16 protein-coding genes are annotated in these 15,029 nt (G+C 53.3%); 13 read left to right on the top strand and 3 right to left on the bottom strand.

What is annotated here, in order from left to right:
* Positions 1-283: 283 nt before the first annotated feature.
* Both AC0LWE_RS08600 and sstT read left to right on the top strand, forming a co-directional pair.
* A complete protein-coding gene (locus tag AC0LWE_RS08600; RefSeq protein ID WP_015960527.1) occupies positions 284-1,252 on the top strand; it encodes a TerC family protein in 969 nt (322 codons plus the stop codon).
* Between the two features lie 656 nt (positions 1,253-1,908).
* Entirely contained in the window at positions 1,909-3,150 is a 1,242-nt protein-coding gene (gene sstT / locus AC0LWE_RS08595; RefSeq protein WP_174342855.1) for a serine/threonine transporter SstT, read from the top strand.
* A 118-nt stretch (positions 3,151-3,268) separates the two neighbouring features.
* On the opposite strand, the gene AC0LWE_RS08590 is transcribed toward sstT, so the two are convergent.
* Positions 3,269-4,756 carry a UxaA family hydrolase gene (locus AC0LWE_RS08590; RefSeq protein ID WP_202694008.1) on the bottom strand — a complete coding sequence of 496 codons (1,488 nt, stop codon included), beginning with the start codon at positions 4,754-4,756 and terminating at the stop codon, positions 3,269-3,271.
* Between the two features lie 17 nt (positions 4,757-4,773).
* Positions 4,774-6,186 (bottom strand): glucuronate isomerase, encoded by a 1,413-nt coding sequence (gene uxaC / locus AC0LWE_RS08585; RefSeq protein WP_202694009.1) that lies wholly within the window; start codon positions 6,184-6,186, stop codon positions 4,774-4,776.
* A gap of 474 nt (positions 6,187-6,660) precedes the next feature.
* On the opposite strand from uxaC, the gene AC0LWE_RS08580 reads away from it, so the two are divergent.
* The 11 genes from AC0LWE_RS08580 to AC0LWE_RS08530 all read left to right on the top strand — a co-directional run bounded on the left by AC0LWE_RS08580 (position 6,661) and on the right by AC0LWE_RS08530 (position 13,992).
* Positions 6,661-7,959 carry an MFS transporter gene (locus AC0LWE_RS08580; RefSeq protein ID WP_202694010.1) on the top strand — a complete coding sequence of 433 codons (1,299 nt, stop codon included), beginning with the start codon at positions 6,661-6,663 and terminating at the stop codon, positions 7,957-7,959.
* A 128-nt stretch (positions 7,960-8,087) separates the two neighbouring features.
* Positions 8,088-8,864 (top strand): transcriptional regulator ExuR, encoded by a 777-nt coding sequence (gene exuR / locus AC0LWE_RS08575; RefSeq protein WP_015960532.1) that lies wholly within the window; start codon positions 8,088-8,090, stop codon positions 8,862-8,864.
* Positions 8,865-9,212: 348 nt separating this feature from the next.
* Complete coding sequence (yqjA, locus tag AC0LWE_RS08570; protein WP_059177401.1) at positions 9,213-9,875, top strand: DedA family general envelope maintenance protein YqjA; 663 nt, start codon at positions 9,213-9,215, stop codon at positions 9,873-9,875.
* 1 nt (position 9,876) lies between these two features.
* Positions 9,877-10,260, top strand: a complete 384-nt coding sequence (gene mzrA, locus AC0LWE_RS08565; protein ID WP_131486374.1) for an EnvZ/OmpR regulon moderator MzrA — start codon at positions 9,877-9,879, stop codon at positions 10,258-10,260.
* Between the two features lie 152 nt (positions 10,261-10,412).
* Positions 10,413-10,781 carry a DUF1090 domain-containing protein gene (locus AC0LWE_RS08560; RefSeq protein ID WP_059177399.1) on the top strand — a complete coding sequence of 123 codons (369 nt, stop codon included), beginning with the start codon at positions 10,413-10,415 and terminating at the stop codon, positions 10,779-10,781.
* A gap of 29 nt (positions 10,782-10,810) precedes the next feature.
* Positions 10,811-11,116, top strand: a complete 306-nt coding sequence (locus AC0LWE_RS08555) for an ElaB/YgaM/YqjD family protein (RefSeq protein WP_015960536.1) — start codon at positions 10,811-10,813, stop codon at positions 11,114-11,116.
* Positions 11,117-11,118: 2 nt separating this feature from the next.
* Positions 11,119-11,517 (top strand): phage holin family protein, encoded by a 399-nt coding sequence (locus AC0LWE_RS08550; protein WP_015960537.1) that lies wholly within the window; start codon positions 11,119-11,121, stop codon positions 11,515-11,517.
* A complete protein-coding gene (locus AC0LWE_RS08545; protein ID WP_131486375.1) occupies positions 11,514-11,810 on the top strand; it encodes a YqjK-like family protein in 297 nt (98 codons plus the stop codon). Before AC0LWE_RS08550 ends, AC0LWE_RS08545 begins: the two co-directional genes overlap by 4 nt.
* Before the next feature lie 249 nt (positions 11,811-12,059).
* Positions 12,060-12,452: a DoxX family protein gene (locus tag AC0LWE_RS08540; RefSeq protein ID WP_059177397.1), complete on the top strand. Its 393-nt coding sequence runs from the start codon at positions 12,060-12,062 to the stop codon at positions 12,450-12,452.
* Between the two features lie 68 nt (positions 12,453-12,520).
* Positions 12,521-13,507 carry a glutathione S-transferase family protein gene (locus AC0LWE_RS08535; protein WP_059177396.1) on the top strand — a complete coding sequence of 329 codons (987 nt, stop codon included), beginning with the start codon at positions 12,521-12,523 and terminating at the stop codon, positions 13,505-13,507.
* Positions 13,508-13,626: 119 nt separating this feature from the next.
* Positions 13,627-13,992, top strand: a complete 366-nt coding sequence (locus AC0LWE_RS08530; RefSeq protein WP_202666223.1) for a DUF805 domain-containing protein — start codon at positions 13,627-13,629, stop codon at positions 13,990-13,992.
* Between the two features lie 37 nt (positions 13,993-14,029).
* On the opposite strand, the gene AC0LWE_RS08525 is transcribed toward AC0LWE_RS08530, so the two are convergent.
* Positions 14,030-14,926, bottom strand: a complete 897-nt coding sequence (locus tag AC0LWE_RS08525; RefSeq protein WP_015960542.1) for a LysR family transcriptional regulator — start codon at positions 14,924-14,926, stop codon at positions 14,030-14,032.
* Positions 14,927-15,029 lie beyond the last annotated feature (103 nt).

The following is a 15,029-nucleotide window of genomic DNA, read 5'->3' as shown; positions in this document are numbered from 1 at the left end:
AACGAAAAAGAGTCACTAACGTGGTCTTTTCGTTGTAAGTGAGACCTTGCCGGAAGGCGAGGTCCCTGCATAAAAAACGCAACGGCTATCGTCTTCTGACGTTAGCCGTTTTTGTTTTTTATAGCCTACCCAGAAGGTGTTATTGGCGCAGACAGTTTGAACACGGACAGCGTGCAGCAACCGGAACGTACACGGAGTACGTGAGGATTGCGAGCACTGCCCAGGTTCAAAATGGCAAGCAAAATAGCCTTGTGGAATAGGCTCGTAGCGTAAGGAAAAAAGTATGCATTCTGTCGGCACTCCAATGTTATGGGGCGGATTCGCAGTGGTGGTGGTCATCATGCTGGCGATCGATCTGTTTTTACAGGGTCGTCGCGGCGCACATGGCATGACCATGAAACAGGCCGCCGCCTGGTCGCTGGTGTGGGTCACCCTCTCTCTGCTGTTTTGCGCCGCGTTCTGGTGGTATCTGGCCTCAACCGAAGGCCGCGCAGTAGCCGACCCTCAGGCGCTCGCATTCCTCACGGGTTATCTGATTGAGAAAGCCTTAGCCGTCGATAACGTCTTTGTCTGGCTGATGCTGTTCAGCTATTTTGCCGTTCCTGCTGCCCTTCAGCGCCGGGTGCTGGTTTACGGTGTGCTGGGTGCGATCATCCTGCGTACCATCATGATCTTCGCCGGTAGCTGGCTGATTACGCAGTTCGAATGGCTGCTGTACGTGTTTGGCGCATTCCTGCTGTTTACCGGTATCAAAATGGCGCTGGCAAAAGAGGACGAAACCGGGATTGGCGAGAAGCCGTTGGTGAAATGGATCCGTGGTCATCTACGCATGACCGACACCATTGATAACGAGCATTTCTTCGTGCGTAAGAACGGCCTGCTGTTCGCCACGCCGCTGCTGCTGGTGCTGATTCTGGTTGAACTGAGCGACGTGATTTTCGCGGTCGACAGTATTCCGGCTATTTTCGCGGTGACCACCGATCCGTTCATCGTCCTGACGTCTAACCTGTTTGCGATCCTCGGCTTGCGTGCGATGTACTTCCTGTTGGCCGGCGTGGCTGAGCGCTTCTCCATGCTCAAATATGGTCTGTCAGTGATTCTGGTCTTCATCGGTATCAAGATGCTGATCGTTGATTTCTACCATATTCCGATCGCGATTTCGTTGGGCATTGTGTTTGGTATTCTGGCGCTGACGCTGGTGATTAACGCATGGGTTAACCATCAGAACGATAAGAAGCAGCAGGCGCAGTAGATCTCCGCAGTTTGATGCCCTCACCCCAGCCCTCTCCCACGGGAGAGGGAGTAAATACTAAAAACGGTCACTGATGTGACCGTTTTGCTTTTATAAAGTGCGGCCTGATGCCCTCACCCCGGCCCTCTCCCACGGGAGAGGGAGTAAACACTAAAAACGGTAACTGACGTTACCGTTTTGCTTTTATAAAGTGCGGCCTGATGCCCTCACCCCAACCCTCTCCCACGGGAGAGGGAGTAAACACTAAAAACGGTCACTGATGTGACCGTTTTGCTTTTATAAAGTGCGGCCTGATGCCCTCACCCCAGCCCTCTCCCACAGGAGAGGGAATAAACACTAAAAACGGTCACTGATGTGACCGTTTTGCTTTTACAAAGTGCGGCCTGATGCCCTCACCCCAGCCCTCTCCCACGGGAGAGGGTGTAAACACTAAAAACGGTAACTGACGTTACCGTTTTGCTTTTACCTCGCACAAGCCGCAACAATGTTAAATAACAGTTAAAAAATATGACGCGACACGTAAATTCCAGCATTTTACACTTCCCCCTGCGCGCCTTTTCCCTATACTCAACCAGGCAAACATTTACTTACATCCGGACATAAATGCGGCCCAGAACGCATCCAGGATGGAACACAATTTCACTTAAGGATTGACTATGACCATGCAATCGTCTGGTCTGCTCGCGCGTATTGCGCAGGGCAGCCTGGTTAAACAAATACTGGTAGGCCTGGTATTGGGTATTCTGCTGGCGCTGATCTCAAAACCGGCGGCTGAAGCGGCCGGTTTGCTCGGCACGCTGTTTGTCGGCGCGTTGAAAGCGGTAGCACCAATACTCGTTTTGATGCTGGTAATGGCCTCTATTGCCAACCATCAGCACGGACAAAAAACCAATATCCGCCCTATTCTGTTCCTTTATCTGCTGGGGACATTTTCTGCCGCGCTGACCGCGGTGGTGTTCAGTTTCCTGTTCCCGTCCACCTTGCATCTGTCCAGCGCGGCGGGCGATATCACACCGCCATCCGGTATTGTGGAAGTGTTACGCGGCCTGCTGATGAGCATGGTTTCTAACCCTGTTAATGCCCTGCTTAACGCTAACTATATTGGCATTCTGGTTTGGGCGGTTGGCCTGGGCTTTGCGCTGCGTCACGGTAACGAAACAACGAAAAACCTGGTCAACGATGTCTCAAACGCCGTGACCTTTATGGTAAAAATCGTCATTCGCTTTGCGCCAATCGGTATCTTCGGCCTGGTCTCCTCCACGCTGGCAACCACGGGTTTCGAGACGCTTTGGGGCTACGCCCAACTGCTGATCGTGCTGATTGGTTGTATGCTGCTGGTGGCGCTGGTGATTAACCCGCTGCTGGTCTTCTGGCAGATCCGTCGCAACCCTTATCCGCTGGTTCTCACCTGTCTGCGTGAAAGTGGCGTGTATGCATTCTTTACCCGCAGCTCTGCGGCGAATATTCCGGTGAATATGGCGCTGGCCGAGAAGCTGAATCTGGATCGTGACACCTATTCGGTCTCCATTCCGTTGGGCGCAACCGTCAACATGGCTGGCGCGGCCATCACCATTACGGTGCTGACGCTGGCAGCGGTTCATACGCTGGGTATCCCGGTTGACCTGCCAACAGCCCTGTTGCTGAGCGTGGTGGCATCGCTGTGCGCCTGTGGCGCATCGGGTGTGGCGGGAGGCTCGCTGCTGCTGATTCCGCTGGCATGTAATATGTTCGGCATTCCGAATGAGATCGCCATGCAGGTGGTCGCCGTCGGCTTTATTATCGGCGTATTGCAGGACTCTTGCGAAACCGCGTTGAACTCCTCAACCGACGTGCTGTTCACCGCCGCCGCATGCCAGGCGGAAGACGCACGTTTAGCGAAGAACGCTCTGCGCAGTTAAAAAGAAATGCCCGATGGCAAAGGTAAAAGCAAAACGGCAACCGAAGGTTGCCGTTTTTAGTATTTGCACCTTTCCCCGTGGAAGAGGACCGGGCTGAGGGCATCCGCCCGCTCGCGACTTACAGCGTCACACCACTCTTAAAGATCGCCAGTTCGCGGAAATCATTCTTCTCGTTACAGGTCTGCTTGCCGTTGGCAAAATCAACGATGGTATCGATGAACTCATTCAGCAGTTGCGGCATCGCTTTGCCGTGAATCAGCTGACCGGCATCGAAGTCGATCCAGTGCTTTTTCTTGGCAGCCAGTTCGCTGTTGGTGGCAATTTTCACCGTCGGAACAAAACCGCCGTAAGGCGTACCGCGACCGGTACTGAACAGCACCATATGACAGCCTGCGCCAGCCAGAGCACTGGTGGCAACGGCGTCATTGCCCGGCGCGCTGAGCAGATTCAGACCGTGTGTTTTCAAACGTTCGCCATAACGCAACACATCCACCACCTGACTTGCGCCCGCTTTCTGCGTGCAGCCAAGGGATTTCTCTTCGAGCGTGGTGATCCCGCCCGCTTTGTTACCCGGCGATGGGTTTTCGTAAATCGGCTGATTGTGCGCGATGAAATATTGTTTGAAGTCGTTCACCATGGTGACGGTTTTTTCGAACGTCTCTTCGTCGCGGCAATGGCTCATCAGAATGCGTTCAGCGCCAAACATTTCTGGGACTTCGGTCAGTACGGTCGTGCCGCCGTTGCTGATCATGTAGTCCGAGAATTGCCCCAGCATCGGGTTAGCGGTAATGCCTGACAGGCCGTCGGAACCGCCGCACTCCAGACCAAACTTCAGCTCGCTCAGTTTGCCCGGCTCACGTTTGTCGTGACGCATCACGTCATACAGCTGATGCAGTTGCTCAAGCCCCGCTTCCACTTCGTCATCCTGATGCTGACACACCATAAAGTGCACGCGGTCAGGATCGAAATCTCCCAGCGTTTCGCGGAAGGCATCGACCTGGTTGTTCTCGCAGCCAAGGCCAATCACCAGCACCGCACCCGCATTGGGGTGGCGCACCATGTTTTGCAGCATGGTGCGGGTGTTGATGTGGTCGTCGCCGAGCTGTGAGCAGCCGTAGGTATGGCTAAACAGGAATACCCCGTCGGTGCCTTCGGCATCGTGGGTTTCTTTCAGAAAACGCGTCTGGATTTGACGCGCGATCCCGTTCACACAGCCGACGGTAGGCAGGATCCACAGTTCATTGCGGATCCCCACTTCCCCGCTGGCGCGGCGATAGATCTCAACGTCGCGATCTGCCGCCTGCCCAACTTCGGCCTGAAAATCAGGTTGATAGCTGTACTCGTCCAGATCGCTGAGATTGGTGCGGGTATTGTGAGAGTGAATGTATTCACCCGGCGCAATGTCCGCCAGCGCATGGCCGATGGGCAAACCGTATTTCACCACGTTTTCCCCTTTAGCAATGGGGATCAGGGCAAATTTGTGTCCACGCCCAATGGCCTGGCGTAACGTGACCGAAAGCGTGTCGAAAGTGACTTCCGTCCCTTCGGCCAAATCTGCCAGTGCTACGCCAACGTTATCCAGCGAATGGATCTTGATGTATTGCATATCAACCTCAAACGGCCTTAGTTCAGTTCAATGGCGAAGTAGTCGCGCGCATTGTTAAAGCAGATGTTTTTCACCATTTCACCCAGCAGTTGAATGTCAGCGGGCGCTTCACCTGAAGCCACCCAGCGACCAATCATCTGGCACAGAATGCGACGGAAATATTCATGGCGGGTATAAGACAAGAAGCTGCGGCTGTCGGTCAGCATGCCGACGAAGCGGCTTAACAGACCTAACTGCGCCAGCTGCGTCATCTGACGTTCCATGCCGTCTTTCTGATCGTTGAACCACCAGCCGGAACCGAACTGCATCTTGCCTGGCATGCCTTCGCCCTGGAAGTTGCCGATCATGGTGCCCAGCACTTCGTTGTCGCGTGGGTTCAGACAGTACAGGATGGTTTTTGGCAGCAGATTTTGTTCGTTCTGTTTGCTCAGCAGTTTTGACAGCTCTTCTGCCAGCGGGCGATCGTTGATGGAGTCAAAGCCAACGTCTGCGCCCAGCAGTTTGAACTGACGCTGGTTATTGTTGCGCAGCGCACCGATGTGATACTGCTGAACCCAGCCGCGACGCGCGTATTCTGCGCCCAGGAAGACCAGCACCGCAGTTTTAAACTGCGCCACTTCGTGTTCGCTTAGGCTTTCACCGGACAGGCGACGCGCCAGGATGCTATCCAGTTCTGCTTCGTTTGATTCAGCAAACAGCACCACGTCCAGCGCGTGGTCAGAGACTTTACAGCCGTGGGCGGCAAAGTGGTCCAGACGTTTGGTCAGCGCGGATTGCAGATCGGTGAAACGACGGATATCGGTATCAGACACTTCGGCCAGCTTCGCCATGTAGTCGCTGAACGTCGCCTGCTCAATATTGAAGGCTTTATCCGGGCGCCAGCTCGGCAGCACTTTGATATCGAAAGAGGTGTCTTTCGCGACGACCGCGTGGTGTTCAAGAGAATCAATCGGATCGTCAGTGGTGCCGACCATCTTCACGTTCATCTGCTTCATGATGCCGCGTGCAGAGAAATTATCCTGCGCCAGCAAATCGCCACACTGGTTCCAGATTTCGTCAGCAGTGGTTGGCGAAAGCAGTTTGCCGGTGATACCAAATGGACGACGCAGCTCCAGATGTGTCCAGTGATACAGCGGGTTACCTATGGTGTGTGGAACGGTGGCTGCCCACGCATCAAACTTCTCGCGGTCAGTCGCATCACCTGTACACAGGCGCTCCGCCACACCGTTGGTGCGCATCGCACGCCATTTGTAGTGGTCACCCTTCAGCCAGATGTCATACAGGTTTTTGAAGCGATAATTTTCGGCAACCTGCTGCGGCGGCAAATGGCAGTGGTAGTCGAAAATCGGCTGGTCTTTTGCGTAGTCATGGTACAGACGGCGAGCAAATTCGGTATCTAATAGGAAATCTTCGGTCATAAACGGCGTCATTATCATCTTCCTCTATAACGAGAGCGTCAGAAACTTATGTTCAGATGCTGCAAAGTTATCACACCAATTTCCAGCGGCAGAAGTTTTTTTCGTGAGTTAGATCAATAAACGTCGACAAAAAAATTACCCCCAAAGGAGCAAACCTCAACGCAAACCGCGCCAGCACTGGCTTCATATCGTGAAAATAATGACCACACTAAGATTCACGCTTTTGTGATGTCACTCACCTTTTAAAGTTGTATGACAAGTTATCTTTTCGCCGTCGCAACATATAAGCCGACGGAATGCATTACCGGTGTTTAAACATCGGAATTAGCGGTACGGATACCGACTTATGCACGATTACTTATGGCAAGGTTCGGGCCGTTCCGGGAGTCACTTCCCGTTACGCCCTCCCGTTACAAGACAGCTCCCGGAAACGGTCGAGATGTTACCGTGCTCAGGCGCGGCAATACTATAACGATGAGGTTTTACATGCGTAAAATTAAAGGGTTACGTTGGTACATGATTGCACTGGTGACGCTCGGCACCGTGCTGGGTTACCTGACGCGTAACACCATAGCAGCGGCTGCGCCAACGCTAATGGAAGAGCTGCATATCTCCACGCAGCAATACTCATACATTATCGCGGCTTACTCTGCGGCTTATACCATCATGCAGCCTGTTGCGGGCTACCTTCTGGATGTTCTCGGCACCAAAGTGGGCTACGCCTTCTTCGCCGTAACCTGGGCGATTTTCTGTGGTGCAACCGCACTGGCAGGAAGCTGGGGCGGACTGGCGTTAGCACGTGGTGCGGTCGGTGCGGCAGAAGCAGCAATGATCCCTGCGGGCCTGAAAGCCAGTTCCGAATGGTTCCCGGCAAAAGAGCGCTCCATCGCCGTGGGTTACTTCAACGTCGGTTCTTCTATCGGCGCGATGATTGCTCCTCCGCTCGTGGTGTGGGCTATCGTGATGCACAGCTGGCAGTTAGCGTTCATTATCTCCGGCGTACTGAGCTTTGCCTGGGCGATGGCGTGGCTGATTTTCTACAAACACCCGCGCGATCAGAAGAAACTGTCTGACGAAGAACGTGAATACATCATTAGCGGTCAGGAGTCTCAACACCAGACCAACAATGGCAAGAAAATGACGCCATGGCAGATCCTGGGCACCCGTCAGTTCTGGGGTATCGCCCTGCCACGTTTCCTGGCAGAACCGGCCTGGGGAACGTTCAACGCCTGGATCCCACTGTTCATGTTTAAAGTCTACGGCTTTAACCTGAAAGAGATCGCGATGTTTGCCTGGATGCCAATGCTGTTCGCTGACCTGGGCTGTATCGTTGGGGGCTATCTGCCGCCGCTGTTCCAGCGCTGGTTTGGTGTTAACCTGATCGTTTCCCGTAAAATGGTGGTCACCATGGGTGCCCTGCTGATGATTGGCCCGGGCATGATCGGTCTCTTCACCAGCCCATACGTGGCAATTGGTCTGCTGTGTATTGGTGGTTTTGCTCACCAGTCCCTGTCTGGCGCACTGATTACCCTCTCGTCTGACGTCTTTGGACGTAACGAAGTGGCAACCGCCAACGGCCTGACCGGAATGGCAGCCTGGACCGCGAGTACCATGTTTGCCCTGGTCGTCGGTGCGCTGGCGGATACCATCGGCTTCAGTCCGCTGTTCGCTGTACTGGCTATCTTCGATCTGCTGGGGGCTGTCGTTATCTGGACGGTACTGAAAAACCAGTCAGCCGAGGAGCTACAAAACAGCTCGGTGGGTGGGCCCGCCGCACAAAGTTAGCCCCGTTCACAATATTGATTAAAGCCGCCTCCGGGCGGCTTTTTTTATGGCGAAACAGGGGGAAATCTGGAGACTGGCTCGCAAAAGTGGTATAACAAATCATCCGTCGTACCTTGCCTGGAGCGCATATGGAAATCACTGAACCCCGTCGTTTGTATCAGCAACTTGCTGCCGAGCTGAAAAGCCGCATCGAGCAAGGCGTCTATTTGGTGGGGGATAAACTCCCGGCAGAACGCTTTATTGCTGATGAAAAGAGCGTCAGCCGCACCGTGGTTCGTGAAGCCATTATCATGCTCGAAGTGGAAGGTTACGTCGAAGTGCGCAAAGGCTCCGGTATTCATGTGATCTCTAACCTGCCTAAACATTCCCCTGTTCCAGACGAAAGCCTGGAATTCGCCAGCTACGGTCCGTTTGAGCTGCTCCAGGCGCGACAGCTTATTGAAAGCAATATCGCGGAGTTTGCCGCTACGCAGGTGACCAAGCAGGACATCATGAAATTGATGGAAATCCAGGACAATGCGCGTAAGGAAAAATGCTTCCGCGATTCAGAGTGGGACCTGCAATTCCACGTTCAGGTGGCGCTGGCAACGCAAAATACGGCTCTTGCGGCAATTGTTGAAAAAATGTGGACTCAGCGCGTTCATAACCCGTACTGGAAGAAACTGCACGATCACATCGATTTACGTACCGTGGATAACTGGTGTGACGATCATGACCAAATTCTTAAAGCGCTGATTCGTAAAGATCCGCACGCGGCAAAACTGGCAATGTGGCAGCATCTGGAAAACACCAAACTGATGCTGTTCAACGAAACCAGTGACGACTTCGAATTCAATGCAGACCGCTATCTTTTTGCTGATAATCCCGTCGTTCACCTCGATACGGCATCCAGTCAGGCAAAATAGAAACGCTCTTCGCTGGCGGGCGCACCGATGCGCCTTCCGGCATGCAGGGGTAAGTAAAACAAATATAGTGTCAGCCTGTGTAAAAAGCCTCGCTTCCCTTCCGTTTGTTAAGCCAAAATCATTTATCCAGCCGAGCGCAAATTTTCTGACGCAGTACGTTGGCCTTTGTTACAATTGGATGCAAATTGCATTTATTAGTTAGTGCTTGCTTACCTAGCCATTTTACAGGGAACAGTTCTGGCCACCACAATGTGTCCGCGAGCGACCATAATGAAATTATAAACGATGTCGCTGTGCTGTTTGACCCGGATAACAGGCGAGACGTTAACCGATCTCCAGGAACACTGAATGGAACTTTTGACCCAATTACTGAATGCCTTATGGGCCCAGGATTTCGAAACCCTGGCCAATCCCTCCATGATTGGCATGCTCTATTTCGTCTTGTTTATGATTCTGTTCCTTGAGAACGGACTGCTTCCCGCTGCGTTTCTCCCTGGCGACAGCTTACTGGTTTTAGTGGGTGTTTTGTGCGCGAAAGGCGCCATGGAATTCCCCCAGACCGTGCTCCTGCTGACTATCGCCGCCAGCCTCGGATGCTGGGTGAGCTATATCCAGGGACGATGGCTGGGCAATACGCGTATTGTCCAGAACTGGCTCTCTCATCTTCCGGCGCATTACCACCAGCGAGCGCACCACCTGTTCCATAAGCATGGTCTTTCGGCCCTGTTGATTGCCCGGTTCATCGCTTTTGTTCGTACACTTCTACCGACGATCGCTGGCCTGTCTGGCCTGAACAACGCACGTTTCCAGTTCTTTAACTGGATGAGCGGCCTGCTGTGGGTCCTGATTTTAACCAGCCTCGGATATCTGCTGGGCAAGACGCCGGTGTTCCTGAAATACGAAGACCAGTTGATGTCCTGCCTGATGTTGCTCCCGGTTGTGCTGCTGGTCTTTGGTCTGCTCGGCTCGCTGTACGTGCTGTTGAAAAAGAAATACGGGGCCAGGAGCTAATATGGTTATTTCGCCCCTCTCCCTGCGCCGCATGTCTTATGGGTTAATCGCGCTGGTTCTCCTCAGCGCGATGATTCTGGTCTGGGCCGCGGTTCAGCATCAGGAATCCACCCTGGCGATTCGCCCGGTGAGCCAGGGGGCGAGCGTCCCTGACGGTTTTTATATCTGGCATCATCTGGATGCGAACGGCATTCAGTTTAAAAGCATCACGCCGCAGGATGACGTTTTGCTGATTAAGTTTGATTCCAGCGCGCAAAGCGCCGCAGCGAAAGTCGTTCTCGACCGCTCCCTGCCGCGCGGCTACATCATTGCGTTGCAGGACGATCAAAGCCAGACAGCAGTGTGGTTAACGCGACTGCGTGACACATCGCATCGATTTGGTTAATTTCCTATATTCTGAATCTTTTCACTCACTTTGGTGATTCCCCCGTTTACTTACTATGCTTAAGTACGCGGAGCACCCTCAGATGTTCTCCGCATGATACTGGACCGCGGCATTTTCTTTAAAACGCCGTAACACAATGGAAGGTTTCTATAATGAAATACCGCATCACTCTGGCTTTGGCCCTTTTTTCTTTGAGCACAGCTTCCTTTGCAAACTCTCTCTGTCAGGAGAAAGAACAGGACATTCAGCGTGAGATCAGTTATGCCGAAAAGCATAACAATCAGAACCGCATTGATGGCCTGAAAAAAGCGTTAAGTGAAGTAAAAGCCAACTGTTCGGACAGCAAGCTGCGTGCCGATCACCAGAAGAAAATCGCTGAACAAAAGGAAGAGATTGCTGAACGCCGTCACGACCTGAAAGAGGCGCAAGAGAAAGGTGATGCGGATAAGATTGCAAAGCGCGAAGAAAAGTTGAAAGAGGCTCAGGAAGAACTGAAAGCTCTTGAAGCTCGCGATTATTGAGTTAACGGAAATCTCAACAGGAGAAAATCATGTCTAAAGATACTACTTCAGAACACCTGCGCGCTGAGTTGAAATCCCTGGCCGATACCCTGGAAGAGGTGCTGAACTCTTCGACCGATAAATCGAAAGAAGAGCTGAGCAAACTGCGCAGCAAAGCGGAAAGCGCGCTGAAAGACAGCCGCTATCGCCTGGGTGAAACCGGTGATGCACTGGCGAAACAGACTCGCGAAGCGGCAGCTCGCGCGGACGAATATGTACGCGATAACCCGTGGACAGGCGTAGGCATCGGTGCCGCGGTGGGTGTGGTCCTGGGCGTTCTGCTGACGCGTCGCTAATTATGGAAGATCCTCGTCACGCACAGGGGCCTGCAAAAAACGTCCTCGGCATCGGCCAGCGTATTCTAACGACGCTGGTCGGCATTGCCGAAACGCGAGTTCGCCTGGCGGTAGTGGAACTGGAAGAGGAGAAAGCGAATCTCTTCCAGATGCTGCTAATGCTAGGGCTCACCATGCTGTTCGCCGCGTTTGGTCTGATGAGCCTGATGGTGTTGATCATTTGGGCCATCGATCCGCAGTACCGGCTTAACGCCATGATTGCGACAACAGTCGTGCTGTTGGTGGCTGCGCTGATAGGCGGGATCTGGACGATGCATAAGGCGCGCACCTCTACGCTGCTGCGCCATACCCGTCAGGAATTGGCCAACGACCGCACGCTGCTGGAGGATGACAAGCCGTGAGCAGCAAAACTGAACGTCAGAAGCGCAAAGCGTATCTGTTGAGTCAGATCCAGCAGCAACGGCTGGACCTGACCGCTGGTCGCCGTGACTGGCTGGAAGTGACGCGTGCTTACGATCGTGGCTGGAGCACGCTTCTTAGCATGCGCTCATGGGCATTGGTCGGAAGCAGCGTGATGGCGATCTGGTCAGTTCGTCATCCCAGTATGCTCGTGCGCTGGGCCAGACGGGGCTTTGGTGCGTGGAGCGCCTGGCGTCTGGTGAAGGCCACACTGCGTCAACAGCAGTTGCGCTAGTAAAAGAAAACGGTAACGCATGTTACCGTTTTTTGTTTTTGCGCCCTCACCCCGTAGGTGAAAAACGGGTAAGGGCATCATCGCCCACTCCCTTACTCAATATCTTTGAAGAAGATTGACAGTTTTCCTTGCTAACAATTGTCATTCGTCACGTTTACACTCCTCTCCATCAACAGCAAACACGCGGTATCTACCCGGATTTGCACACAAATAATAATCAGCAGCCATTGTGGTTCCCTGGAGAGTAAAATGAAAAAATTAGAAGATGTTGGTGTTCTGGTCGCACGTATTTTGATGCCAATTCTGTTCATCACCGCAGGCTGGGGCAAAATCACCGGTTATGCAGGCACGCAACAATATATGGAAGCGATGGGTGTCCCAGGGTTCCTGTTGCCACTGACCATTTTGCTTGAGTTTGGCGGCGGTCTGGCGATTCTGTTCGGCTTCCTGACTCGCACCACTGCACTGTTCACCGCGGGCTTCACGCTGCTGACCGCGTTTATCTTCCACAGCAACTTTGCGGAAGGCATGAACTCCCTGATGTTCATGAAAAACCTGACCATCGCAGGCGGCTTCCTGCTGCTGGCTATCACCGGTCCTGGCGCATTCAGCATCGACCGTGTTCTGAATAAAAAGTGGTAAGCACGCTATACTGAATAAAAAAGCGAGGAGATATCTCCTCGCTTTTGTGTTTTATACAGGAGGAAAAAATGGGACAACTTGTTGACGGCGTCTGGCAGGACATTTGGTATGACACCAAATCCACCGGGGGACGCTTTAAGCGTTCTGTTTCGGCTTTCCGTAACTGGCTAACCGCCGATGGGGCACCGGGTCCAACGGGCGAAGGCGGCTTTGCGGCGGAAAAAGACCGCTATCATCTTTATGTGTCGCTTGCCTGCCCGTGGGCGCACCGAACATTGATGGTGCGTAAGTTAAAGGGGCTGGACGCGTTAATTCCTGTTTCGGTGGTGAATCCGCTGATGCTGGAAAACGGCTGGACCTTTGACAGCGATTTCCCCGCCGCTACCGGCGATGACCTGTATCATCACGACTTTCTGTATCAGCTCTATTTGCGCGCCGATCCGCACTACACCGGACGCGTCACCGTTCCCGTACTGTGGGACAAAAAAAATCAAACCATCGTCAGCAATGAATCTGCAGAAATCATTCGCATGTTCAATACCGCGTTTGATGCGCACGGTGCCCGAGCCGGTGATTTCTATCCGCCGGAACTGCGCGATAAAATCGACGAGCTCAACAGCTGGATTTACGACAACGTAAATAATGGCGTCTATAAAGCCGGATTTGCCACCAGCCAGGAAGCCTACGACGAAGCGGTCGCAAAAGTCTTTGAATCGCTCGAACGACTGGAACAGATCCTGGGACAGCACCGCTATCTGACGGGCAATACGCTCACAGAAGCCGATATCCGCCTGTGGACTACGCTGGTGCGCTTCGATCCGGTGTATGTCACCCACTTTAAATGCGATAAGCACCGCATCAGCGATTACCTGAATCTCTACGGTTTTCTGCGCGATATTTATCAGATGGAGGGTATCGCCGAAACCGTCGATTTTGGTCACATCCGCACCCACTACTATCGCAGCCATAAAACCATCAATCCGACGGGCATTATTTCCATCGGTCCGTGGCAGGATCTGGATGAGCCACACGGCCGCGATACACGTTTCGGTTGATTGACACCGTCACCTAAAGGGCACGCGAACGGTGCCCTTTACCACGCTTTTATTCCCGTCTACGCTTAATGTGATCGCTTAAAAAACAAGTGATTAATTGCTATTGAGGGAAGGGAAAAATGGACTGGTATCTAAAAGTACTGAAAAACTACGTGGGATTTGGCGGTCGCGCCCGTCGCAAAGAGTACTGGATGTTCATGCTGGTGAACTTTGTTCTCGCCATGGTGATAGGGATTGTCGACAGGATCCTGGGCTGGGAGCGCGCGGGCGGCGAAGGCATTCTCACCACTATTTATGCGCTGTTGGTCTTTCTGCCATCCTGGGCGGTACTGTTCCGTCGACTGCATGACACCGACCGTTCGGCATGGTGGTTACTGCTGATTTTGATCCCGATTATCGGCTGGCTGGTGATTCTGGTCTTCTGCTGTCAGAGCGGTACGCCGGGTGAAAACCGCTTTGGCCCCGATCCCAAACGTCTCGCATAATTCTTGCCCGGCGGCGTTGCGCCTGCCGGGCATACTCTCATTTATTCGCAAACAGCTTAGGGATTTCGCGTAAACACCACGATTTTGCTTCGCCCATGCTGTCGCGGCGCCAGGCCATAATGATATCGACCTCGTTGGTGTATTCCGGGCTAACGACGCGCAGGCGCCCTTCGGCAATATCTTTTTCGACAAACGGATACGGCATCGTCGCAACACCCAAACCGGCTAACAGCGCCTGACGCTTATCCTCAAGCGACGTCACGGTCAGACGCGGCTGTTTATCCAAAAGTTGGACGGTTAACACCGGGCGTTCGCGCGCGGTATCCGCGACCGCCACGCCGCGATACTTCACGCGGGTCACTTCGGATAACGGTTCCGGCTCCTGATGAATCGGATGATCCGGTGCAGCGACATAAACGTTCATCACGCTATAAAGTTTTTTTGAATTGATCTCTGACGACGAACGGAAGTGCATATCCGGCGCAATCACAATGTCCGCCCTGCCCGTTTCCAGACGCTCCCACGCGCCCGCCAGCACTTCGGTAATCACGGAAAGCTGGGTATTAGCTTTATTCGCCAGGCGCTCCACCAGCGGGAATAATGCGGCGGTCGGTACCAGCGCTTCGGTGACCAGCGTCAGATGCGTTTCCCAGCCGCGCGCAAGCGCTTCAGCATCGGTCGTCAGTTTGTCGGCTGCTTCCAGCAGAACACGCCCGCGCTCCAGCAGCATACGCCCCACATTGGTGAATTTTGTTCGGTGACCGGAGCGGTCAAATAGCACCACGTCCAGCTCTTCTTCGAGCTTCTGCATGGTGTAGCTCAACGCAGACGGAACGCGCCCCAGCTCGTCTGCCGCAGCGGCAAAGCTGCCACGCCTGTCGATCGCGTCCATCACGCGAAGCGCCTCAAGCGTCAATGCCCTTTCTTTTGCCATCTCGTTCTCATTCAGGAAATTTGAACATACCGGGCAGAATATCTGGCTAACAATGAAGCGTCCATACCTTTACCATTGTTTTAGTGTAAAGAGAGGTCAGTTT

It is taken from the genome of Lelliottia sp. RD5 (assembly GCF_056032945.1).
The sequence above is the reverse complement of the archived record's forward strand: the minus strand, read 5'-3'. Positions and strand labels throughout refer to the sequence as shown.